This window comes from Wolbachia endosymbiont (group A) of Alloplasta piceator (assembly GCF_964028505.1).
Classification (GTDB): Bacteria; Pseudomonadota; Alphaproteobacteria; order Rickettsiales; family Anaplasmataceae; genus Wolbachia; species Wolbachia pipientis.
In genome coordinates this window covers 662378-685837 of sequence record NZ_OZ034793.1, presented here as the reverse complement: position 1 = coordinate 685837, position 23460 = coordinate 662378, and the positions used below count along the sequence as shown (strand labels likewise).

General features: G+C 34.1%; 18 protein-coding genes and 1 pseudogene. 2 read left to right on the top strand and 17 right to left on the bottom strand.

Features of this window, described 5'->3' with window-relative positions:
- Positions 1 to 266: 266 nt before the first annotated feature.
- Positions 267 to 1025, bottom strand: coding sequence for an ankyrin repeat domain-containing protein (locus ABWU31_RS03355; RefSeq protein WP_353271057.1), 759 nt, complete (start codon positions 1023 to 1025; stop codon positions 267 to 269).
- Between ABWU31_RS03355 and ABWU31_RS03350 the strand changes: the two genes are divergently transcribed.
- Positions 1019 to 2030, top strand: a protein-coding gene (locus ABWU31_RS03350; RefSeq protein ID WP_265029767.1) for an IS630 family transposase whose coding sequence is annotated in 2 segments (ribosomal slippage) — positions 1019 to 1480 and positions 1482 to 2030 — 1011 coding nt in all. Because the reading frame shifts where the segments join, the coding sequence is not laid out codon by codon here. The genes ABWU31_RS03355 and ABWU31_RS03350 overlap by 7 nt on opposite strands.
- Here ABWU31_RS03350 and ABWU31_RS03345 read toward each other — a convergent pair.
- From ABWU31_RS03345 to ABWU31_RS03285, 13 genes and pseudogenes are all read right to left on the bottom strand, one after another.
- Positions 2009 to 2326 carry an ankyrin repeat domain-containing protein gene (locus tag ABWU31_RS03345; RefSeq protein WP_353271056.1) on the bottom strand — a complete coding sequence of 106 codons (318 nt, stop codon included), beginning with the start codon at positions 2324 to 2326 and terminating at the stop codon, positions 2009 to 2011. The genes ABWU31_RS03350 and ABWU31_RS03345 overlap by 22 nt on opposite strands.
- A 423-nt stretch (positions 2327 to 2749) precedes the next feature.
- Positions 2750 to 2951 (bottom strand): annotated as a pseudogene (locus tag ABWU31_RS03340) (IS256 family transposase); the annotation flags it as partial.
- A gap of 324 nt (positions 2952 to 3275) precedes the next feature.
- Positions 3276 to 5540, bottom strand: a complete 2265-nt coding sequence (locus ABWU31_RS03335) for an ankyrin repeat domain-containing protein (RefSeq protein WP_353271055.1) — start codon at positions 5538 to 5540, stop codon at positions 3276 to 3278.
- Positions 5541 to 5780: 240 nt separating this feature from the next.
- Positions 5781 to 7694, bottom strand: coding sequence for a hypothetical protein (locus ABWU31_RS03330; protein WP_264706137.1), 1914 nt, complete (start codon positions 7692 to 7694; stop codon positions 5781 to 5783).
- Between the two features lie 584 nt (positions 7695 to 8278).
- Positions 8279 to 11041, bottom strand: coding sequence for a hypothetical protein (locus ABWU31_RS03325; protein WP_353271054.1), 2763 nt, complete (start codon positions 11039 to 11041; stop codon positions 8279 to 8281).
- Positions 11038 to 13836: a hypothetical protein gene (locus ABWU31_RS03320; protein ID WP_353271053.1), complete on the bottom strand. Its 2799-nt coding sequence runs from the start codon at positions 13834 to 13836 to the stop codon at positions 11038 to 11040. Before ABWU31_RS03320 ends, ABWU31_RS03325 begins: the two co-directional genes overlap by 4 nt.
- A gap of 122 nt (positions 13837 to 13958) precedes the next feature.
- On the bottom strand, positions 13959 to 15461 hold the full coding sequence (locus ABWU31_RS03315; RefSeq protein ID WP_353271052.1) for a recombinase family protein: 1503 nt from the start codon (positions 15459 to 15461) through the stop codon (positions 13959 to 13961).
- Between the two features lie 2 nt (positions 15462 to 15463).
- Entirely contained in the window at positions 15464 to 15895 is a 432-nt protein-coding gene (locus tag ABWU31_RS03310; protein WP_208571717.1) for a DUF2924 domain-containing protein, read from the bottom strand.
- Positions 15896 to 15923: 28 nt separating this feature from the next.
- The gene (locus tag ABWU31_RS03305) at positions 15924 to 16388 is read right to left on the bottom strand and encodes an ankyrin repeat domain-containing protein (RefSeq protein WP_353271051.1); all 465 of its coding nucleotides are present in this window, start codon (positions 16386 to 16388) and stop codon (positions 15924 to 15926) included.
- A 33-nt stretch (positions 16389 to 16421) separates the two neighbouring features.
- Positions 16422 to 17147 (bottom strand): ankyrin repeat domain-containing protein, encoded by a 726-nt coding sequence (locus tag ABWU31_RS03300; protein WP_208571719.1) that lies wholly within the window; start codon positions 17145 to 17147, stop codon positions 16422 to 16424.
- Between the two features lie 184 nt (positions 17148 to 17331).
- Entirely contained in the window at positions 17332 to 18492 is a 1161-nt protein-coding gene (locus ABWU31_RS03295; RefSeq protein ID WP_353271371.1) for a phage tail protein, read from the bottom strand.
- The gene (locus ABWU31_RS03290) at positions 18492 to 19286 is read right to left on the bottom strand and encodes a baseplate J/gp47 family protein (protein WP_353271370.1); all 795 of its coding nucleotides are present in this window, start codon (positions 19284 to 19286) and stop codon (positions 18492 to 18494) included. The genes ABWU31_RS03295 and ABWU31_RS03290 overlap by 1 nt, the downstream gene beginning before the upstream one ends.
- A 134-nt stretch (positions 19287 to 19420) precedes the next feature.
- Positions 19421 to 20253, bottom strand: a protein-coding gene (locus tag ABWU31_RS03285; RefSeq protein WP_353271062.1) for an IS5-like element ISWpi1 family transposase whose coding sequence is annotated in 2 segments (ribosomal slippage) — positions 19421 to 19884 and positions 19884 to 20253 — 834 coding nt in all. Because the reading frame shifts where the segments join, the coding sequence is not laid out codon by codon here.
- A gap of 81 nt (positions 20254 to 20334) precedes the next feature.
- Here ABWU31_RS03285 and ABWU31_RS03280 point away from each other — a divergent pair.
- Positions 20335 to 21346 (top strand): IS630 family transposase gene (locus ABWU31_RS03280; protein WP_265029767.1). Its coding sequence is split into 2 segments (ribosomal slippage): positions 20335 to 20796 and positions 20798 to 21346, totalling 1011 coding nucleotides; the frame shifts between segments, so codons are not numbered across the junction.
- A 593-nt stretch (positions 21347 to 21939) separates the two neighbouring features.
- Here ABWU31_RS03280 and ABWU31_RS03275 read toward each other — a convergent pair.
- From ABWU31_RS03275 to pyrF, 3 genes are read right to left on the bottom strand one after another with little or no spacing between them, the layout of a single operon-like run.
- Entirely contained in the window at positions 21940 to 22416 is a 477-nt protein-coding gene (locus ABWU31_RS03275) for a hypothetical protein (RefSeq protein WP_353271369.1), read from the bottom strand.
- Positions 22417 to 22454: 38 nt separating this feature from the next.
- A complete protein-coding gene (locus ABWU31_RS03270; protein ID WP_353271368.1) occupies positions 22455 to 22736 on the bottom strand; it encodes a hypothetical protein in 282 nt (93 codons plus the stop codon).
- 49 nt (positions 22737 to 22785) lie between these two features.
- Entirely contained in the window at positions 22786 to 23460 is a 675-nt protein-coding gene (gene pyrF, locus ABWU31_RS03265) for an orotidine-5'-phosphate decarboxylase (RefSeq protein WP_006279404.1), read from the bottom strand.

Genomic DNA, 23460 nt, shown 5'->3' with positions numbered 1-23460 from the left:
ATCATGGCTAAGATAATCACTAGCAGGATATAAATACTCATTAAAATAAGTGCTTTTTATATATATGTTGTTACCTTCAGGTTCAAATTTCCATTGACATGAACTATCTTTGCCCCCTGGCCTCCAAGTAAATACTCTCCTTCTATCCCTATCATGGCTAAGATAATCACTAGCAGGATATAAATACTCATTACTATAGTAAACACTTTTAATACATACCTCCGATGAAAATACTGCATTCTTTACTGACTCTGGTAATTCTCCTTTTATCCTTTCAAGCTCAGATTTTTTTCCGAATAAACATTATGGTAATTACTCATCTCCATAATTCTTTTTACATAACGGGCTAACCTAAACTCCGCATTTTCTACACCTTTAACTTCAATACTAGCTCCAATATTGAGAAGATTTGTAACTTCACTAACATTCCCACTTTCTACAGCAGCAAATAAAAGTCTATCATACTCACTTTGCTTTGGTCCTAAAAAGTTTACTACTTCTGACTGACGAGAGGTATTTGCTACATCTAAAGGTTTTCCACCATCCTTATTTTTAGCTCCAATGTTAGCCCACTTATTTACAAGCGTTTTAACTGTATCTGATTGACCTCCCCAAGCAGCATAGTGCAAAGGCGTCCAATCGTTTATGTCCTTGGCTTCAATATTAGCACCTTTATCAAGGATGAGTTCAACTCCCTTACCAAGGTAAGCAGCGTGATGTAAAGGTGTTCTTCGATCATCGTCTTGAACGTTAACATTAGCATTTCTACTGAGGAGAAGTTCAAGTACATCCAATTTGTTTATACGAGAAGCTGCACATAAAGGCGTTTCATTTTTTGCACCTCTAGCTTCGATGTTAGCTCCAATATTGAGAAGATTTGTAACTTCACTAACATTCCCACTTTCTACAGCAGCAAATAAAAGTCTATCATACTCATACCAATTCCCATTACAGGGCAAACAGATGGACAATGATGGAAGAAAAGCCATACTGAAGTAAGTAAAATAGCGAGGTTTAAATGGCATTAAGATCAAAATTATTGGATGAAAAAGTAGTAGAATCAGCAAAAGAAATGCTGAAGAAAGTAAGGAATAATGCATATGTTTCAAAAAAACTAAATGCTGTAATTGCAGCAAAAAAGTACAGTATAACGGCTGTAGCAAAAATATATTGCATTTCAAGAAGCGCACTAACTTCGTGGGTAAAACTCTTGAAAATTGGCAGAGAAGAAAAACTGTTTGCTCCTTCACAACGTCGTAGAAAAACTAAATTAAATCAGGCTCAACTACAGCAAATTGAAGAGTGGATAGAAGAAAATCCTAATATCACCATTAAAGAAATGAGAATAAGAATCCAGGAAAAGTTCGGATTAAATATCAGCAAATCTACAGTACACCGCCATATGCAAAAGATGAAATTCTCATATATTACACCAAGACCAGTTCATAATGGACAAGATAAAAGCAAACAAGAGGAATTCAAAAAAAAATCTCAATGGAGCTATTAGCAAGTATCCAGAAAAAGAGCTATTTTTCTTTGATGAATCACGGTTTGGCACACATTCAAAAGTTGGACATGGGTGGTTTAAAAAGGGGATTAGAACACAGGTTAAAACAAAATTAGGTAGGCAAAATTTCTATCTCTATAGTGCAGTTAATCCTAGAAATGGAGAGAGTTCTAGCTTATTTGCACCAAATGTCAACACTGATTGCATGAACATATTTCTTGAGCAAATTTCGCAATATCTAGAAACACGAGAGGCTTTTCTCGTTATGGACTGTGCTAGTTGGCATAGGTCAAAAAATTTAAAGGTACCTAAAAATATCGACATTATATACCTACCTCCATACTCACCTGAGCTAAATCCTGTTGAGAGGCTTTGGTTATATATAAAACAGAACATTTTGCGCAATAAAATATACGATACAATTGCTCTACTTGAGGGTGCTTTGTGCAAATTTATTACTTCTCTTGCCAGCTCCACAATTAAACAACTCTGCAATGTTTCCTATTTGACTGGACAACAATGAGAATTGGTATCACTTTGCTTTGGTCCTAAAAAGTTTACTACTTCTGTTTTACCAAGGTCATTTGCTACATCTAAAGGGTTTTTACCATCCTTATTTTTAGCTCCAATGTTGGCCCCCTTATCTATAAGAAATCTAATTATCTCTAAATGACCTCCTTCAGCAGCCCTATGCAAAGATGTGTAACCATCACTATCTCTAGCTTCAATATTAGCCCCTTTCTCAAGAAGTTCTCTAACGTCACTAAGGCGTCCTACTCCTGCAGCACTAACTAATAAATCATCATTGTTTAAAGTCATTTGTCCCTCCACATTTATAAAAACTTACCTAACTTAACTAAGCAATCACACTATAACAAGCCACTCTCACCCTGAGCTTTTTTCTTTCCTCAAGCAACACAGAAAGGACCATCTTCCCTCAAACAAGAATTCTGGAATGCCTTCACATAACATAGCCCACTCACAAACGTAAAATTACCTTAGCCATCACACACTTACATACCATAAAAAATTAGCAATCTAATGTATTTCAGGAATAGTACTCCACTTTTAAAACTTGTCAACCCCTAATTTAAAATTTTTTTGAAATAATTTTTGATGAAAATTTTTAATGAATTACTATTAATTTAATATTAAATATTACTAAGAACCTAAATAATACAACCACTTTCAGCAATAAAAACTAGCTAGCATGAGAAGATTTTTTTGGAAATCGATTGGTATTGCAAATGTGCTTAAAATCTTCGTTTCAAGCCCTGGATGTAAGTTTGTTTGCCTTTTTTTGACTATTTGGGGTTCCTTCTCTATCTCTTGGTGTTAAAAGTTCAAATAAATCTGCACTTGTACGTAAAGCCTTTGCATTTCTCCCATTTTTTCTATTATTTTCTTCACTTTCAGCCAATAAGTGGTTTTCTATTTCACCTTTTTATATCAATTTATTACTTTCTTTTTGATTTGACACACTTTTTTGAACATCTCTATTGTGGAACAAACTTTTGCTTGGCTCTCCAATTTAGACATATGAGCAAAGATTATGAGCTTTCTCCTCTTACTTCAAAAACCAATATCTTCTTTAATATGATTACTTCTATGTACTTACTAAATTAGGCTACTTAAATTCCTTAGGCAGGTTATAAACGGATACCTTTGCTGAGCTTTCAAAGCTCTTTATAGAGGTAGGTGATTCTAATGTTCCAGGTACGTCATCATAATCAGATAGTTGCGTAGAAATTGAATTCGTCCTAATACCCTAAGATGTACCTTCTTGAAAATGAAGTAATTTATTTTCCAACTTATCTCTTGCTTCTCTAAAACTGTCCAATTTTTTTTGCAAGCTAACACTTTCTTCTTTATACTTTGAAAGTGTTAAATCGATAAAATGATTACACAACACTATTAGACCTGTAGCACTAGAAAATAACAACAAGAGAGGATGAATGGTAACACCTGGCATATCTCCACTTCTTGCATCATGAAAATTTTTATACATATTAAGACAAGAGCCAAAAGCTGCAGAGCATACAAAAGCAAGTTTTGTTCTGCACAGGAAATACTCGACTTGCGCTAATTTTTCATTGCAATGTGCTAATTCTTTACGCAAATCATTAATTTTATCACTATAATACCTAATAAACAATTGTTTTGTTTCTTCATTATTAACATATTTCCATGCTCTGTAAGATCTTCCATCTATGAGCTCAACGTTTACATGCTCTGATTTTAGAAGCGCACTAATTGCGTTACTACTTCTAGAACGCACAGCTTCATGTAGAGGTGTGTAATCGCTTTTAACATCTTTCCTTCTGTTAATATTTTCATAAGTTAAATACTTGAAAAGAGCCGAAATACATTCTGGGTCATTACCTTCAATAGCCAGAGTAATTGCATCTTTTCCGTCTTTATCCTTAGAATTAATAACTTTAGAAAGCGGCTTTTCATTTTCTTGCTTATCTTCAAAATACTTGCACTTATACACCTTATTCGAACGATATGGCTCCTTAAGAATACACAAAAGTTCTTTTACAAGATCAACCTGATTTTCTTTAATAACCACATGCAAAAGTGTGTTTTGATTTTCCTCATCTTGTAACAGTAAAACATCATACAAATAAGCATTTTCATGTAGATAACTAATCTCTTTATTGAAACGTGTTTTATCTATACCTTCTCTTCCTCCTTTACAGATACTGAAGAGTCGTAAACTACCTTCCAAAGCATTGTGATCAATTACAGAGGCACGTTGCCTTCTGTATAAAATTGGCGCTCCTTCTACGCAAACACTTCCGAAGTAACGAGCAATAGGGGAATGGATACATGCACTTAAAAAATTAGTAAGAGGGTTACAAGTGTTCACACCATTCCTACCTTCAAGCAGTCTAACTACATCTAATTTATTATACGAATCAGCATAATATAAAGGATCCCGATCATAACAGTCCTTAGCATCAATTATAGCATCACATTCAAGAAGAAGTTTAGCTACATCTAAATGACCTTCCCTAGCAGCATAATGTAAAGGTGTTCTAGCTTTTTCATCCATGGCCTCAACTTTAGCACCTTGGCTTATAAGAAAGCTAACCATACCCTCTCTATTGTAGTAAGCAGCATAGTGTAGAGGAGCTATACCCAAACGGTCTTTAGCATTAATTATAGAATCATGGTCAAGAAGAAGTTTAGCTGCATCTAAATGACCTTCCCCAGCAGCATAATGTAAAGGTGTTTTAGCTTCTTTATCCACGGCCTCAATTTTGGCATCTTGTTTTATGAGAAAGCTAACCATATTTTTTCTATTGTGGTAAGCAGCATAGTGTAGAGGAGCCATACCAAAACAGTCTTCAGCATCAATCATAGTACCACGGCCAAGAAGAAGTTCAGCTACATCTGAATGACCTTCCCTAGCAGCATAATGTAAAGGTGTTTTTCTACTATCATCTTGAACGTTAACCTTAGCATTTCTACTGAGAAGAAGTTTAAGGACATACAAATTACCCTTACAAGAAGCTACACACAAAGGCGTTTGATTGTTTATACCTTTAGCCTCAATATTAGCACCTCCATCAAGAAAATCACTAACCTTTCTAATATCTTTTCTTTCTATAGCAGAAAATAAATATTTATCTAGCTTTGCTCTCAAAAAGTTTGCTACTTCTGTGTTACCAAGCTCATTTACTATGCGTAAAGGTGTCTTAACATTATTATCCTTAGCTAAAATGCTGGCACCTTGATCAACAAGAAATCTAACCATATCGTATTGACCTGCACTAACAGCATAGTGTAGAGGTGTCCAATTTTGGTCACCTCTAATGTCAATATCAGCACCAATACTAAGAAGAAGTTGAGCTACATTTACACTATTTTTACAGGCAGCCCAGGACAGCAAAGGCAACTTATCTAAAAGTTCACGATTAACATTATATTTATCAATATGTTGATCAATATATTCCTCCAACCGTTTAAAGTCGTCATTTTCTATAGCATGCGTAAAATCCGTTGTAAGGCTCGTTTGATCTTTCATAAACTATATAAAAAAAACTATTTTCCTACTCAGCACAATACTCCATTTTTAAAACTTATCAACCCCTATTTAGAAATTTTTTATGGAATAATTTTTGATGAAAGTCTTTAATATATTGCTACTAATTTAGCAATATATACTGTTAAAAACCTAAACAATATAACCATTTCCAGCACCCAAAACCAGCAAGCGTGAGAACAATTTTTCTTGGAATCGGTTGGTCTAGCAAAAATTACATTACTAATTCCAAGAAAGCGGAGCATTTGGATCATCTGGAATTTCATAAAAAGGCAGCCTATCAATTAACAGACTTTCTTCATCTCTACTAAGATCTCTTGTTACAATATTGCAAAAATCTCTATTGCTCCCAAAATTAGCTGTTACTGCAGTCCTTAAATCTTGATTTCCTGCCACAGCTTCCTGAAAGCTGCTGTTATTGGCAAGATGAGTTTCCAGCACAGGTTTTGCGTCATTACCAAATTTGTTTTTCACATTCAGAATAGCTTGTCCCAATTTATTTGTGTTGCTACTAATTAATTTTTCTGCCACTCCTTCCTGCAAAATACGACTACCTGCTAAGATCTCTCTATTTTCATTATCCTTCACAACCGCTTTCCCTATTTCATCTACCTTGGTATTCAAAAGGTGCTGAGTTACGTTATTGACTAACGTCTTCGACTCATCTATATTATCGCCTAAGCCACTTGCATTAAACAAATATTCAGCTAATTTTTCAGGGCTAACCTTCCCTTCAGTAATTCTTTTTGCTTCACCTTTCTCTATACTGCCAGCATTAAATAACAACTCAGCTAACCTAGAAGTGCCGACATTTTTTATTATATCTTCAATAAAGCTCTTTTGATCCCACTGATAATTCTCTGCTAGTGCATTCTTAGCATCGTTAAATACTAGTTCAGAAATCTTATACGAGCTAACTTTATCTTCGGCAATCTTTTTGGCTGCAAGTTGATCTAAGTTACTTTTATTAAAAAGCAACTCAGCGAGTTTTATTGGATCAGCTTTATTTATAAAATCCTGCGAATTAAGATTTATTTTATTAGCAACATGAGTAGCAAGATTTTGACCAGTGCTATCAGTTATATCAAGTACTGTTTTTCCCAATATATCTTTATTTTCATCAGTAAGTAGCTGTACAGCGACTTCCTCAATTGATGGGCTTTTTCCATCTCTACCTGCCGGACCTTGAGGACCATCTGCACCTTTTGATCCCTGCACCCCCTTGTCTCCTAAAAAAGCTTTTGCTATCTTACCATCATAAGCATTTTCGTTATCAGCAGTTTGATCAAGAAATCTGCCTAATTTCTCCACTAAAATTGATTTCTTTTTCCCATCTCCTATATCCTCTGTTGCATCAAGTATTTTTTTCGTGAATTCTAAAATTTTTATATTAGAACCATCAGCTTTAGCAAAATTACCCTTTTCTGCCAAAAAATCTTTTGCTGTTTTATTATCACCATATATTTCATATTTTTCATCAAGAAGCTTCCCTAATGTATTAACTAAAATTGAAGTTGCATTGGGATCATGTTTATAAAATAATTCCCTTGCTAATCTATTGATTCCGTCACTGTCACGAGAAATAAATCCTCTATCTGTATCTTCCTTAGTATATACATTTTCAACATCAACCTTTTTATTTAATCCTTCATCTACTTCTTCCTTAGTATATACATTTTCAACATCAACCTTTTTATTTAATCCTTCATCTACTTCTTCCTTAGTATATACATTTTCAACATCAGCCTTTTTATTTAGGTAAGCAGGCAGAACATCTCGCCTAGAAAATGTACTATCTAGTATCAAGTTAGAGATTCTATCACCCTTATCAAAATCTTTTGCATAAAATATCGCCTCCACTATGGACTTTTCTGCTAACTTCTCTTCAAGTACTGTATGTTCATCATTGTTAGTACTTTTCATATCAAGTAGACTTTTAAAAGCTGCCGCTAAACCTCCTACTTTATAGCTTATTTCACCTTGACCATCTTGTTTATATTTTAATTCCAGACTACCATTGCTTGCATCTAAAGTATACTTATTACCTTTCTCATCGCTCAAGGTTATAATTTTAACATTTTCCAAATTTGATATTGATGTGCCGTGATTATCTTTAAACTCTACATTAGGTGTCATATCACTTCATATTAATTAAAACGAAAGGATACGCAAAAAAATATATTTTTTTATTAATACATGATGCAAAAAGAGCTTTATTCTATTTTAAATATAGAATTGCAATGAATTTTCCTTTTATTTCCAAATAAACTAATTTTCACTCTTTAACATTAATTACCACTAACTCAAATAACACAACCATTTCCAGCATTCAAAACCAAGGGTCGTGAGAAGAGTTTGTTTTGGGATGGATTGGACTACCAAATGATACATACGAACTTTTTAATATAATAATTTTAACATACGCTAAAATCAGCTATATTGGCTCACTTTTGCTAAATCTACATACGAACCAACTTGTCTAACTTTATTGCAATAATTTTAAACTTTTATTTTCACAACCCTATTTTTATGCAACGTGTTCTCACGAAGGTAGGTACTTTTTTGCGGTTTTGGGGAAAGTAAATATCTAATTTTTTTGCGACGCTAATAAACTTGTGTTTTTATAAAAAGTAATTTTTTGACACCCTCTATGGTAGAAAGGCTATATAAAATAATATTTACAAATTCAAACCTTTCACACTATAGAAACTCCAAAACTCTTATATTCGCCAAGAAGGTCCTGCAACTAGCTCATGACTTACACCACTAAATGTAGAATTTGGTGCTTGCATTTGCAGTCGTTTTACTATCTCCTCCACCTCAGTTTTTTCTTTTTCTACCATCTTTTTTTCTCTCTCTGCTACATCCCTTGCTTGTACTACCCTCGTTACTATACTGAGCTTTAACCTATCAATATTCTGTTCATTACATTCTGGTACATTCTCCCTTGACTCTTCCTCTTCCTTCTCCCTTTCAACAAAACTGCTGCTTAGTCTATCAAACTCATTTGCAAGTTCTGATAACCTTTCAAAGTTAGGTTCTTTTATTTCTCTCCTTAAGTTCCTATACTCTCTACAGAGACCCTTAAATTTTGTTATGCAATCTTCGTTTAAAACCAGAAAAGTATATTGGCATTTTAAAAACTTTTGTACATCCTCGTTTTGTTTTATTCGTTTCGTTGATATGCCATGATCATCTGCCTCATCATATAGTAGGTCAATCGCTTTTGTTTTTGCTTCTGCTTTTTCTCTAGCTCTTCTTTCTTCCTCTTTAGCTCTTCTTTCTTCTTCAGCTCTTGCTTCTGCTTCTTCTACTCTTTTTTCTGATATTTCATTTTCATTCTTTAACTGCTCAATTTTTTTTCTCGTTTCTACTGATTTCTTCTTCATGTTCTTAGTTACTAATAAGTTATCTTTGTATTCCTTTTCCAGTTCTTGCTGCGTTTTAAATGCCTTACTCAGCCGATCATTCTCCCATCTTAGATTCTTTAACTTGGCATCAAAATCTACCGTTTCTACTTTAACTACATCACTTGGCCAATCAGAGCATAAGCCTTCTTGCCTTTCGTACACTTTTCTATAAAAAATAAACTTGCCGTTCTCGTCGGATTTCACCTCACAATCCTTTACCTCTTCTTCCACCAACAAGTACTTTGCATGAAGATCAGAATAATACCCTATATAGTCGTACTCTGTCTCTAAAGAGAATATGTTCCTTACTGTTTCGTAACCACTTTCTAATGTACCTATCATTCCCCTCTTCTTCACTGTTTTATAACTGTTGTTTAACGCACTTTGTATTCCACTCTTACTAGAGCTAAGTAGCTCCTTAACATCCACATTTTTTACCATATTTAAAACGCTCTTGCCTTTCAACCTTATTAAAAAAGCCTTCATTTCTTTTTGTTCTTTATCTAGCTTTTCTAACATTGCTTTAAAACCATCTATTTTCTTCTGACTGTAGTACTTACTAAAAGCATTATCAGCAAAAACAAGGCTTTGTCTTTCTATTTCGTTATTACACCTCTCTTTTATTGTAGAACATATCTCTGACATCTCCTCAATTTCCAGCCCTAATTTCTTACTCAAATTTTCTAACTCTTCAATTATTTCCTTTTTTCGTTTAGAAAGTTCTCTTATCGTCTTTTCCTGGTCTTTGTATTCTTCTTTCAATTCCGTTTTTTTTTCTTGAGTTCCTTTGTATCTTTTTGGATTAGGATAAGTTATCCTTTTCTCTAAAATTATATCTTCCCAGTATATTAATACCCTATATTTTTCTAGCATCTCATCTCTTATATTTGCAATATTATCTTTCTTTTTTGAGTACTCTTTCATTCTTAAAATTTTGTACGTTGAAACAATTTCTTCGTATACACTATTCTCATCAATATCCTGCAATTTCTTCCCTAAAAACATTTTAAAGTTACAGAATATAGTGTCACCAAAATGCCTTTCATAGCCTTTTAATATCGTGCTTACTGCCTTATATACCAACTCAACTTTTTCATATATTTTTCTTGCATCCTCATGTATATTTTTATCTGGATGATACATAACTAATAAGCCCTTCAATTCCCTTAGTATTTGATCAGGGTTATCATATAAAATGCACACCCTCTCTAAAGACTTCTCCAGTGATAAGTTCTCATTAAGGTGTTTTACTCTTTTATAGAACACATCTATTGGCTTATCATCTTGCAACTTATAAGGCTCTATATGCCAAAGCAACTTTTTTGTACATCTAAACAACTTTTCGTATGCTTTCTTAATACCTTGCTCATCATTTCTTTCATCACAAAAACGCAGGCTTCTTATATCCTGTTCAAAACCTTTTCTATCTTTCCTTTTAACCTCTACATAACTTAAAAACTTCTCTATTACACTTTTTTCAAGTTCAGTCTTAAATCTATTACTACTTCTTAATTGTGATACATAGTCGTTAAACCCTGTATGATATATTCCATCGTCGTCTTCATACCCTTCATCTTCCATGTTTAATAAATAGCACACATGCATACTAAACTCTGCACTGCTTACTATTCCCTTTATTGATTCAATGTAATCCCCTTCAACACACTCTTCTACTCCCGTATAAGAAAAAAAAGGCATAATCTCTCCTTTATAAATATCAACATAATCTGTAATATACCTTGCATACAGTAGAAAAGAGCATATTACATAACAAGATAACGCCACTAGACACAAAGCTGACATTAATCTATATTCTTTAGACAAACAACACGATGATAGTCCTATAAAAAAAAGAGCTAATACTACTTGCCCTTTAGCAAATCTTTTACCTTTACTACAATCAGCTACGCTTGGCATCCACCAAATTATCTTCAGCCTGCCAAACTCGTAAATTAGAGCATTCAATTCTTCAGAGCTTTTCGGTATGTAACTCTCCCTCCACTTTAACCTTTTATATATAATGCTCTTCAGCTTTTCCTTTTCTAAAAAGTCAATAAATTCCTCTGCTCTCATATTTGCTGAGATGTTCCTGCAACTAGCTCATGACTTACACTACTGAATGCAGAATTTGGTGCTTGCATTTGCAGTCGTTTTACTATCTCCTCCACCTCAGTTTTTTCTTTTTCCACTGTTCTTTTCTCTCTCTCCGCTACATCTCTTCCTTGTACTACTCTCGTTACTATACTGAGCTTTAACCTATCAATACTCTGGTCATTACATCCTGGTACATTCTCTCTTGATTCTTCCTCTTCTCTTTCTCTTTCAGCAAAACTGCTGCTTAGTCTATCAAACTCATTTGCAAGTTCTGATAACCTTTCAAAGTTAGGTTCTTTTATTTCTCTCCTTAAGTTCCTATACTCTCTACAGAGACCCTTAAATTTTGTTATGCAATCTTCGTTTAAAACCAGAAAAGTATATTGGCATTTTAAAAACTTTTGTACATCCTCGTTTTGTTTTATTCGTTTCGTTGATATGCCATGATCATCTGCCTCATCATATAGTAGGTCAATCGCTTTTGTTTTTGCTTCTGCTTTTTCTCTAGCTCTTCTTTCTTCCTCTTTAGCTCTTCTTTCTTCTTCAGCTCTTGCTTCTGCTTCCTCTGCTTTTTTTCCTAGTATTTCATTACTTGCTGCCATAGCATGAAGTTCTTCTTGATTAATTATGTCTTTTCCAGCAAGTTCCACATTGACTTGACGCTGTTCTGCAGTTGCTTTTCTTATCTTATACTCATCTTGTTGATCAGCTATGTGCTTTTTACGATTCCCAATAAATTTTTCTGCTAGCTCTCTAAATGATAACGTCTTTTTTCTTGAATCATGTTGAGTTTTGTATACACCGTCAAACAATGCTTTATTTACCTGAAATACCCACATATAATTAGAGTTTTTCTTGATATCTTCTACTGCTTGATAGAACAACTCATCATCTCCTGTAGCAACACTTTTCTTCAAAGCCTCCTCACATATTTTAAGACTATGATTCTCTCTTTCTATATAAGATTCGCAATAAGAAGGATGGAACAATTTTGGCAAGCGAAATTCTTTTCTAGCTTTCTTTTCTAATTCATCTTTACAAAAAATTAACTGATTTACCAATCCTTGAAATTCATTATCTATTGAGGATAATAACAATCTTTCCAATTCTTCACGCTTTGGTTTATCTAGTTTTCTTAGTTGCTCTTCAAGTCTTTCACGGAATGTTACATCTTTCTCGCTTTTGATGTTATCGTGAATAAAGCTTTTACATTCAACAAAACTTTTTATCTCTTTATACTGTCCATAATAAATAGGGTGGAAAAGCCTTTGCATAAAACTAAACTCCAGTTCTTGCTCCAATTTATATAACTTCTCTAAATTTTCTTGCTTTCCAAAAACTTTATCAACTATGTCCTTTTTTACCTTCTTTACTATCTCTACATACTTGTTCAGGCTTTCTACCATACTCTTTAAAATATCTTCAGTGATAGAAGCAGGAAAGGCTTCTTTTATTTCTTCCAATTCTAACAATGGTAACCTCTCGCATAGCTTGTGTGACTCAAATTCCCCTTGCTCTTTAAACTCTATTGAGAGCATATCTTTATATAAACGCTCAATCTCTGAAAAACTCAAGTCCGTTGGTAAAGAAAGTTTATCTTCAAATTCTCCTCCATTGCATATAGATAGCAACTCTAAATCTTTCTTCTTATTGTCTCTTTCCCTATAACTTGCTGCTCTTTCTGCTATTTCATTTAGCATCTCTTGCTCTACTGCAGTAAGAAGAGATACATCCATTCTGTCCACTATGTACTGTAAACCCCTTTCTACATCATCACTCAAACTATTTTGTACAATTGACTCACTTAAGATCACCTCATTGGCTCTACTAATAATCCTATGATTTACTGCCTCATAATTCATTCTTCCTCTATAATCATCAATATCAACACATTTCATGTAGGACAATAACGATTCTTTTACTCCAAAACTAGTTGGTAAAATCTTAATGTAATCATTCACTAATTTATTTATTACTCTTCTAACTGCTTCTTTATTAAAGGAAGTACCTAGCTTGCTTTTTGCACTATTAATTTTATCTTTCATATAGGGAGAACTGCTCTTTACTATTTCTTCATGTAGTATATGTTTCTTATTCATTTCTGCTTCACAAAGAACTTCGTACAATAATTTTTTATACCAGCTATCAAAAAAGGTCTTGTCCTTTATTTTGAGTAATAGAGGTTCATTATCTTTTACTGTATTACGTGCTTTTTCTCTTTTGCTATTATACTGTAAGTTTGTTTTTTGACTTTCTATATACGAGTACCTATCTTCCATTTCTTTACCTTTTAATATTACTTTCTCTAAGTTTTTTATCTCTTCACGAGAAATATAGTTATGATAAATTTCAATTACTTTTTGTAAGTTAAAAGTACACAAACTTGATACATCTGTTTCCTGAACATAACTCTCTAAATCAGAGCAACTATTATTAGTTAGAGATTTTAAATTATTACTTGACGATGGCAAAAGTGCTTTTTGGCGTAATCTATCCTCATTACCGCTTATTTGTCTTTCTATATCCCTTTTTATGTTGTCTACAAAAATCTCTTTTTCTGCTTTTTGATATTCAGTTAGCACGTTAAGTAGAGCACTATATGCTTGATACTTTGCTTGTGCAATAACTGTTCTAGTAAGAAAAAAGCTAGAACAATATAATGATAACCCAATTGGTGCCCTTGTACCAATCAGTGCCTGCAGTAATTTTAGATCCCCCGTTCTCATTATTTCTTCTACTTGTTCTGCAAACGGTTTATCAAAAAAACTCGGCATATGACCTCTCTAGCTATAGACTAAGCATATCTTAATTGTCATGACTTTATAAGTCAATATCTTTTACATAATCTCTTGAACTACTTGTCGAACGTACACACTACCGGAACTTCATCTAGTTACTAAATGGTATAATTAAGACCATAAAATTTCTTCACCTGCTCACTCCACAGCATCGGTATTTCTCTTAAATCAGCTAGCTTTAAACTTCTCGGTTGTCTCCCATTTATTATATCTTCCTTAATCTTTGGTGCTAAATAATTTAACCTTAAAATCTGTTGTATACGTCTTGTACCTATATTAATTTTAACGCTCAGCTCTTTCACACTTCTATATTTTCCTTCGTCTAGTTGCCGTTTCCACAGATGGGCTCTCACCACTGCTTTCAGTAGCGCATTGTTTGTTTTTCCTTCTGGTTCTACTGCTGTGCATTTGTTTCCTTTCTTCTTTAAATTCATTGCTATAAATGTCTTCTCTGACTCAGAATGCACCTCTATTCCATCTTCTTTCACCATTACTCCCTTTATTAATTTTTTCACTACTTCTTTCTGTTCTCTGAAACTTAAATTTTCCCATTTTTCTTTTTTTGCCCCTTTTTCCCAATTCTCATATAAGCATTCCGCTCTCTTTATTACTTCTTTTTCCACTTCTCCTGCTATTACATTTCGGTTTTCTGATTCACAATCTTTTCCCCTTAGGTGATTGTTGCATACATAATATCGGTACCTTTTATTCTCCTTTTTTGCATAGGTCAGCGTCATGTTTACACTACAGCTCTTGCACTTAATTATTCCCCTAAGCAGCGCTTCCTCATATTTTACTTTTCTATATGGTTGATTCTTTATCAATTCCTGCGCTTTTTGCCATTTTTCCTCTTTTATTATTGCTTCATGCTTTCCCTCATACTCTTTCTCATAATGCCTTATTTTTCCCATATATATTGGATTTGTTATTATTCTTCTCACCGTCGCTTTCTTAAAGATATCTGATTTCGTACGGTAACCTTGACTATTTAACTCCCTTGCCAACTCTGCCATTGATTTTAGCTCCAAATATCTTTCAAATATGTGCCCTACTATTTTCGCTTCTTTTTCATTTATTATTAATTCTTTATCTTTTACATCATATCCAAGCGGCAAAGTTCCCCCCATCCACAATCCCTGCTCCTTTGATGTTGCTATTTTATTTTTTACCCTTTCTACGATCATTTCTCTTTCTAGTTGTGCTGCTCCTGATAACACTGTTTGTACAAACTTTCCCATTGGCGTATTATTGTCAAATATTTGCGTTACTGCTATAAAGTTTACTCGGTGCCTTCTAAAAAATGACGTTACTTCGATGCTGTCTTTTGTTTCCCTTGAGAGCCTGTCTAATGTATATACTACTACACAATCTACTTCTCCTGCCTTTACATCTTCAAATAATTCCTTTATTGCTGGTCTTTCTAAATTCTTTCCTGAGAAACCTCCATCATCGTACCTTTTGGCCAATGCTACCCAGCCTTCTCTGCTCTTTATGTACTTTTCACATGCTACTCGCTGGGCATCAAGACTGTTAAACTTTTGTTCTAGTCCGTCTTCATTTGATTTTCTTGTATATATCGCACATCTTACTTCTTTTAGCATTTTCAACTTCCATTTTTATCACGCATCCCAAATAATAAAGGTCCGTTGTAGCTCATTCCCATTATTTTTCCGGCTACTGCTGATAATGATGTGTAAAATTCTTCTCTGTAGATTAAACCCTTATCTGTTACCATTACCGCATGCGTTTCCTCACCTCTCTCTAGTATTAATTCTGTACCTTCTACTGGTAATTTATCGCTACTTATTCTTTTTCCCTTCTCTATCCGATCTGCCAGATACTCTAGTCTTTTTGTCCCCTTTCTTGACATTTCTCCATACGCTTTTTCCTGCATTCTATAAGCTAATCTTGGTATCAGATATTTCTTTGAGTATCTAGGCACTTCTTCTCCATATACCTTCTTCCATATTTTTCTCAGCTCATCCAAAGGTTTTCTCTCTAAATTCATTACTTTCTTTTCTGTTTCTTCCTCCATATTTTCAGCCTCTCATAGAAGGTTCTATTTATTCAAATAACTTTTCAATTCTGTCCGTTTCTTTCTTCAATACTTCAGTTACTTCTTTACTATTTTTTGCATAATCTATTGCTTTCATCCCACATTCATCCTCTTGTTCTATTTCTCCTCCAGCTTTTACCAGCTCCTCCACTATTTCTTTTTCACCTACCATGCACGCAAGGTGTAGAGGTATGCATTTATTTCCATATTCCTCAGCATTTACGTCTGCTCCTGATTTTATCAATTCCCTCACGATTTCTAGACGTTTCTCCGTTACCGCTAGGTGCAGTGCTGTGTATCCTTTCACATCTGCTGCATTCACATTCGCTCCTTTTTCGACTAATAACTCCACTGTTTTTACCTCTACTGCATAATGTAGAGCTGTTCTTCCATTCTCGTCTCTTTCATAAATATTTTTACATGAGTTCTCTAATAATTCTTTTGCTGACTTCTCTTTCTCTTTTTTACTCATAATTTACCTCACCTTTTCTTTAAATTTAAACCCCTAAGCCTTCCTTCTCACCACCTCATCTATCATTTCATTCACTTGGCTCATTATCTTGCTCGCTACATTTTTACACTCTTCCCTTATTAGCCCCTTATCTCTCTTTCTTATTTCTTCTATCTCTATTATTTTTAACTCAGGTAAATAGCTCCTATCCAACATATCTGCTATTTCTCCCACTAGACCCTCTATTCCATAGCACGTCAGTTTTCTACTTTTTGTTATTCCACCTTGCTTTCCCAGAAATTTCCTCGCCTTTTCATTCTCTCCATTATCCCATAGGCCATACCTTTCACTCTCCCATATATAATACATTGGTGTTGCACCATATTTATCCAGTTGATTAACTGCAGCTCCCGCTTTTACTAGCTCTTTTATTATTGCAATACCTGCCCCTAGCCTACATGCAGAGTGCAGTGGCGTACATCCGTTGATATATTTAGTGGCATTTATTTCTCCTCCTCCCCTTATCAGCACTTTTACATTTTCTAAACTTCTCGCAAATACTGCGCAGTGCAGTGGTGTATAACCCTTTTTATCTCTTGCATTGATGTCCGCTCCTTTTGTTATTAATAACTTCACTGTTTTGCAATCGGAGATTTCTACTGCATGGTGCAATACTGTTTCCCCTTTTTCATCTTTTTCATTAATATTCTTAAACGAGTTCTCTAATAATTCATAAAATGACTTATTAAAAGCTTCTCTCTTTTCCTTGCTAAACCTCATTACATACCTCACTATAAAAACATACGCCAATTTCGCTCTCTTTAGTGCAAGATCAATTTTTTTTGTTTACTTGCTACTATTTAAGTTATGTGCGTTTTGGCATGAAAAAGCAAGTCTTTTTCTGTTTATTTCATACACTTTAACCTATTATTAATATAATATATGAGGATATAAATATAAGTACTTAACTTATTATAGATATTACTTGGCTATTTTTCCAACTTCTGTTCAAATGTCGATGTTCGTGCCATGTTAGTACACCTGGGTAAAACACTAAAATGTAATTTTCTAACTCCTGTATTGCATCCTTTTGCTTTGAATCCAATTCGTTTTCAAAATGAATGCAGTGTTCTGCTACGCTAAATCTTATTATTTTGGGGGTAGAGAAATTCTTTACTTGATAGTGGTGAACGGCAAAAAATCTTTCTAAAATTGGCTTGTATTTTAAATTCCACAGTTCTTCAGATAGTTTGCTACTTCCCAATACAAATTTATTTCCTCTTTCTTCTACTCTACTAACTGGAAAGCACGCATTTATGTCTCCTAAATCCCAACTATCCGATAATATAACTTGCGCTTTCGCAAACTTAATTGCCGGTAATAAGCTCTGTGGTAGCGGATATAGCGCTTTGAAGTTATACCACACATGATTTCTTTCATAAATACCGTTATAATTCTTTGTGTGAGGTTCGGTTTCTCCAAGGATTGCTACATCCAACCGATATATATCATTGCTTAAAGCTCGTTCATAATGATCGCGTAGATAGTTTTCTACAATCCTAATAACTGGACCATGAGACATGAAAAAATTTACTCTTCCAAATGATAACACTGGGCCATCTTTTTCTATTTTTACCCCCGAATAGTCAGAAAGAAGATCTCCAAATAAACTCTCATCCAATATAAATCTCTGCGCATTATAATAATCGTTAAAAATCCTCATTAGTCTCGATCTTGCAGGTAGTGATAGTTTTGCTAATTCTACTACTGCATCAACAAAGAAATCATTTGGTACGTCTCTTATCCCTACCTGCAACTCAAAAAAGTGTTTACCGGGTGGCTCTTCAATAATTGTAATATCTTCTATATTTGCCCATTTGAGCGCTATTTTGAGTGATGCTGGGGTTCCTCTTAAACGCTGAAATTTTACTCCTTCTACTATAGCTCTTCTTTTATTTTTTACCCAACGCAGTATCTCTTCTAAACCATATTCTTCTATTATCCACTGCAGTATTTCATCTCTAAGACTAAATTTAAATTCCTTGATGCAACTTGGATTAACTTTGTAGTCGATTGCTTCTACTAGCGCTTTTTCTTGTTTGGTTGCATTTGGTGGCAGTAACATTACTCAACCTTTAAATTTCTCAAACTTGCACACTCATTACCTAGCACCACAACATCCTCTTTTGGCTCGATTAATTCCACGTTTTCTACACCATCTACAAATAAATTCGCTATTATCCAAGATTTTGTAACGTTCCATCCCAACCTTTTACTTGCTTCAAACTTCTTAATAAACTGCTTCTTGATTTCTTCCTCTGATGTTATATAATTCGTGCTGATTCTGCTGTGGATATCTATTTCCATAATATTGCAGCCAATTACTGTTACTGTATCGGTTAAAACTCTTATATCATCTCTATTAACCTGCTTTTTTACAATTTCAAGTAGCTCTTCTAACGCCATGCCAGTTGTGGATAATTGTGTTGATAAAATCGAGATCTGTACTTTCCCTGGTATAGGTGATTCTACTAATGCATCTTTTACTCTACTATCTGCTGACAGTGCATGATACCTATAATACTCCTTGCTCCCACATGTGCTCCAACCTATTATCTTTGCTTTAATTCTTTTTCTAAATCGTTCATCATCTTCTTCTTTCTGCCTCTCCACTCCATAAAACTCAGCTAAATTATCAAGATCTTCTCCTGTCGCAAATTTAAGTAAATTACTTTTTATTGCTTCGTTTATTCTTTCTCTAAGCAAAAGTTCTTGCCATGCTGCTACCTCAAGAATCTTTATCGCTGGATCACTTTCAACTAATGCTGAAAAGGTTTCATCTCTACGGACTAACTCTTCCTTCATTCTCGAAAAGATTTCTTCATAACTTAGCTTTTCTACAATATTTAGCTGCTGCATCTTTAAACTACAATTTCATCAAAATGAATGTTTTTCCCGCTTGGTAATACCAATTCCCATTACAGGGCAAACAGATGGACAATGATGGAAGAAAAGCCATACTGAAGTAAGAGGTTGTCCGGAAACTAGTAAATTCAAGCATATTCCCTCTTTAACATAACCCTACTCATAGCTAGGTATATGAAATTCTCAGTGGATGTTGTGAGTAAATCATACTCCTTCGATAGCCTTCTATTCCTATTAACCCAAGCAAAAGTCCTTTCTACAACCCATCTTCTTGGCTGTACTTTAAACCCTTGTTCTCTTGTTGGTAGTAGCTCAGGTGGCGTATCTTTGTGCACCCAAAATCTACATGGAGGCCTTGTAACAATTTCAATATCTATGTCATATTCTTCCTTTATGTGATTCTTTGAATTTCTTCCTTGGTATCCCATGTCAGCCCACATTTTTTTAACTTTAGTATATTTTGTTCTCATATTGTTTAATGCTATTTTAATACCATCTCTATCATTTTCGTTAGCAGCGCCTACGTAACAACCTAGTATAAAACCCTGAGTGTCTGTAATTATATGCCTTTTTCTACCCTTTACTTTTTTACTTCCATCATAGCCTTTGATCCCCCCTTTTCTGTAGTCTTTACAGATTGACTATCTACTATACAGGCACTCGGCTGCTCATTCCTTCCTATTTTTCTTCTACTATATTTTGTAATTTCATAATTCATTTTCTCAAAAATTCCCTGCTTCTTCCATTGCCTGAACTGCTCATACACAGTCTTCCATAGCGGAAAATCATTTGGTAAATACCGCCATTGACACCCTGTACGCAATACATAGAAAATTGCTTCTAATATTTCTCTTTTGCTATACTTTGGCGGCCTTCCTCCTTTCTTGTATGATACTCTGAAGTGTTTTTCTATTCTTGCCCATTCCCTTTCGCTTAGATCTGTTGGATACTTTTTTCTCATCTTTACCCCGTACTAAAATTTCAGATATTATAGCCTTTTACTTGTTTCCGGACAACCTCTAAGTAAAATAGCGAGGTTTAAATGGCATTAAGATCAAAATTATTGGATGAAAAAGTAGTAGAATCAGCAAAAGAAATGCTGAAGAAAGTAAGGAATAATGCATATGTTTCAAAAAAACTAAATGCTGTAATTGCAGCAAAAAAGTACAGTATAACGGCTGTAGCAAAAATATATTGCATTTCAAGAAGCGCACTAACTTCGTGGGTAAAACTCTTGAAAATTGGCAGAGAAGAAAAACTGTTTGCTCCTTCACAACGTCGTAGAAAAACTAAATTAAATCAGGCTCAACTACAGCAAATTGAAGAGTGGATAGAAGAAAATCCTAATATCACCATTAAAGAAATGAGAATAAGAATCCAGGAAAAGTTCGGATTAAATATCAGCAAATCTACAGTACACCGCCATATGCAAAAGATGAAATTCTCATATATTACACCAAGACCAGTTCATAATGGACAAGATAAAAGCAAACAAGAGGAATTCAAAAAAAAATCTCAATGGAGCTATTAGCAAGTATCCAGAAAAAGAGCTATTTTTCTTTGATGAATCACGGTTTGGCACACATTCAAAAGTTGGACATGGGTGGTTTAAAAAGGGGATTAGAACACAGGTTAAAACAAAATTAGGTAGGCAAAATTTCTATCTCTATAGTGCAGTTAATCCTAGAAATGGAGAGAGTTCTAGCTTATTTGCACCAAATGTCAACACTGATTGCATGAACATATTTCTTGAGCAAATTTCGCAATATCTAGAAACACGAGAGGCTTTTCTCGTTATGGACTGTGCTAGTTGGCATAGGTCAAAAAATTTAAAGGTACCTAAAAATATCGACATTATATACCTACCTCCATACTCACCTGAGCTAAATCCTGTTGAGAGGCTTTGGTTATATATAAAACAGAACATTTTGCGCAATAAAATATACGATACAATTGCTCTACTTGAGGGTGCTTTGTGCAAATTTATTACTTCTCTTGCCAGCTCCACAATTAAACAACTCTGCAATGTTTCCTATTTGACTGGACAACAATGAGAATTGGTATAAGCAACCTATTGAAAATCTTGTTTTTTTGCAATCAATCTGATCAAATTTAAGAATAGTAATTTGTTATTTATATTAATAAATTTAATTCTATTGAAAATAGCTAAAGCATTGAAATTCTTGAATTTTAGCCAGATTAGTGAGTGGTAGTGAAATTTCTTTTACTCAAATTTAGGTATTCACTGACCGTTCTTGTTATAAATACCAGAATAATAAGCTACTGATATTCCCTATCTTTTTTATCTTTAATCCATCATAGCTAGCGATGCAACAAAGCCATTCCAGTTTCAAGCACTGGAATGACATCATCTGTTGTGCAATTTACCTTTAAAAATGAATGTTCGTACAGTTATGTGCTTGGCACTGAAATGGCATCATTTTTTATCTGTTGAAAATGTAAACCGAAAAATAGCGTGGCACTTTGTGCCACGCTTAGCACTGTAAGCTTAATCCAGTAATTGAATTAAGCGAGGTAAAATAAAAGATAATGACACTATATAATGTTCGTTCTTTTATGTCAAGCACTTTTTTGAATTTTTTTGGTGATAATTTTTATCCAGTTATTTTATTATTGTAGTATAATTTCAATGCCAGATACTATCATTATGATCACGATCTAAATTTAAATCGTAATTATCATCAAATTTATATATCCCCTCCATCTCTTCTCTATGCAATTCATGTGAATCACCTAAAGCTTTTTGATTAGAAACGTCAACACAATACTGTAACAGTGCTCTTAATGCTCCAGCACTATCTTGATCTAAATTAAAATTGCTAAAATCAAATTTCTGCATATTCTCCACATGTCCTTCTCTACATAACCTACATATCTTAGCAAAAGCCCTTTCACTTTCTCGACTCCAAGCATTAAGAAAGTAAGGATCTACTACTTTGCTAAATTGTTTCTCTATCTCTTCAAGAGAGCTCTCTGGATTAAGTTCTAATATTACTTTGAAAATCCCACTGCCATGGAATCTATAAAATTTACTAGATAAGCTATCTTTTACAAAATTAACTGCATCATCTATTGTAACACCAGAGCGAGATTCAAATATCATCTCAAATGCTCCATAACAACTATCAAGACCAAAATTAATTATTTTTCCATAAAATCAATTACCTCTTCTAAGGAAATTTGTGGCTTATTCCTCAAGATAACTTCTAAACTCTTGACAAAATTATGCCCATGCTGATCCATAGCATGGGTTTTCCCATTTATTGTATAATGATATAGCTTCTTATTTTCTATTATATGCTTATTGCACTGGTAGATATGTAGCTTATTCAATTTGCCAGAATATTCCTCTATTTCCTTATCTGGTAATTTTGAGCGGAATTCCTTGATTACTTCGCGTATTATTCTATTGATATTACTCATGCTTATTCCTAATTAATATGTTAGTATTTTTATAAATTAAGTTATTATATTAAAATTCTTTCATGGATTTCAATATTAGCTCCGCACTACTTGTAGTTTTTGTAATGGGTCTGCCAATGACGATATAATCAGCTCCTGAATTTATTGCTTCTTTTGGCGTTGCTGTTCTTTTTTGGTCGTCATGACCTGGATCTATACGAATTCCTGGAGTAATAATTTTAAAGTCTTCACCGCACTCTCGGCGCACTTCTTGAGCTTCTAGTGCAGAACAGACTATTCCATGGAGTCCAATCTTTTTTGCAAGCTTTGCAAGCAAAATTACCTGTGATTTTGCCTCTCTTGCTACTCCAAGCTCGTTTAAATCCTCATTGCTCATACTAGTTAGCACTGTCACTCCAATCAGCTTTATTTTTGTGCCTTGCACTACACTTAGCGCTTCTTCAAGCATTTTTGTCCCACCGCTGATGTGCAGAGTTAACATTTCAACGTTCAGAACTTTTATTACTTCAACTGTTTTGGCTACAGTGTTTGGAATGTCATGCAATTTCAGATCTAAAAAAATTGGTACATTGCATTTTGCAACTTCTTGCACTCCAGAAAGACCTTGAGCAGCAAAAAATTCTAATCCCAGCTTTACCATGCCAACTTTACCACGCAGAGCATTAGCTAGAGAAATAGCCTTATTTAAGTCTTGTGTATCCAGTGCGCATATTATTGGGTTCAT

Excerpts from the sequence above, each read along its gene's own strand:
- ABWU31_RS03275 (WP_353271369.1), bottom strand. The coding sequence starts at position 22,416 with ATGATATTTGAATCTCGCTCTGGTGTTACAATAGATGATGCAGTTAAT.
- ABWU31_RS03345 (WP_353271056.1), bottom strand. The coding sequence starts at position 2,326 with ATGACTTTAAACAATGATGATTTATTAGTTAGTGCTGCAGGAGTAGGA.
- pyrF (WP_006279404.1), bottom strand. The coding sequence starts at position 23,460 with ATGAACCCAATAATATGCGCACTGGATACACAAGACTTAAATAAGGCT.
- ABWU31_RS03325 (WP_353271054.1), bottom strand. The coding sequence starts at position 11,041 with ATGAGAGCAGAGGAATTTATTGACTTTTTAGAAAAGGAAAAGCTGAAG.
- ABWU31_RS03330 (WP_264706137.1), bottom strand. The coding sequence starts at position 7,694 with ATGACACCTAATGTAGAGTTTAAAGATAATCACGGCACATCAATATCA.
- ABWU31_RS03305 (WP_353271051.1), bottom strand. The coding sequence starts at position 16,388 with ATGAGTAAAAAAGAGAAAGAGAAGTCAGCAAAAGAATTATTAGAGAAC.
- ABWU31_RS03335 (WP_353271055.1), bottom strand. The coding sequence starts at position 5,540 with ATGAAAGATCAAACGAGCCTTACAACGGATTTTACGCATGCTATAGAA.
- ABWU31_RS03355 (WP_353271057.1), bottom strand. The coding sequence starts at position 1,025 with ATGCCATTTAAACCTCGCTATTTTACTTACTTCAGTATGGCTTTTCTT.
- ABWU31_RS03300 (WP_208571719.1), bottom strand. The coding sequence starts at position 17,147 with ATGAGGTTTAGCAAGGAAAAGAGAGAAGCTTTTAATAAGTCATTTTAT.
- ABWU31_RS03320 (WP_353271053.1), bottom strand. The coding sequence starts at position 13,836 with ATGCCGAGTTTTTTTGATAAACCGTTTGCAGAACAAGTAGAAGAAATA.
- ABWU31_RS03315 (WP_353271052.1), bottom strand. The coding sequence starts at position 15,461 with ATGCTAAAAGAAGTAAGATGTGCGATATATACAAGAAAATCAAATGAA.
- ABWU31_RS03310 (WP_208571717.1), bottom strand. The coding sequence starts at position 15,895 with ATGGAGGAAGAAACAGAAAAGAAAGTAATGAATTTAGAGAGAAAACCT.
- ABWU31_RS03290 (WP_353271370.1), bottom strand. The coding sequence starts at position 19,286 with ATGCAGCAGCTAAATATTGTAGAAAAGCTAAGTTATGAAGAAATCTTT.
- ABWU31_RS03270 (WP_353271368.1), bottom strand. The coding sequence starts at position 22,736 with ATGAGTAATATCAATAGAATAATACGCGAAGTAATCAAGGAATTCCGC.
- ABWU31_RS03295 (WP_353271371.1), bottom strand. The coding sequence starts at position 18,492 with ATGTTACTGCCACCAAATGCAACCAAACAAGAAAAAGCGCTAGTAGAA.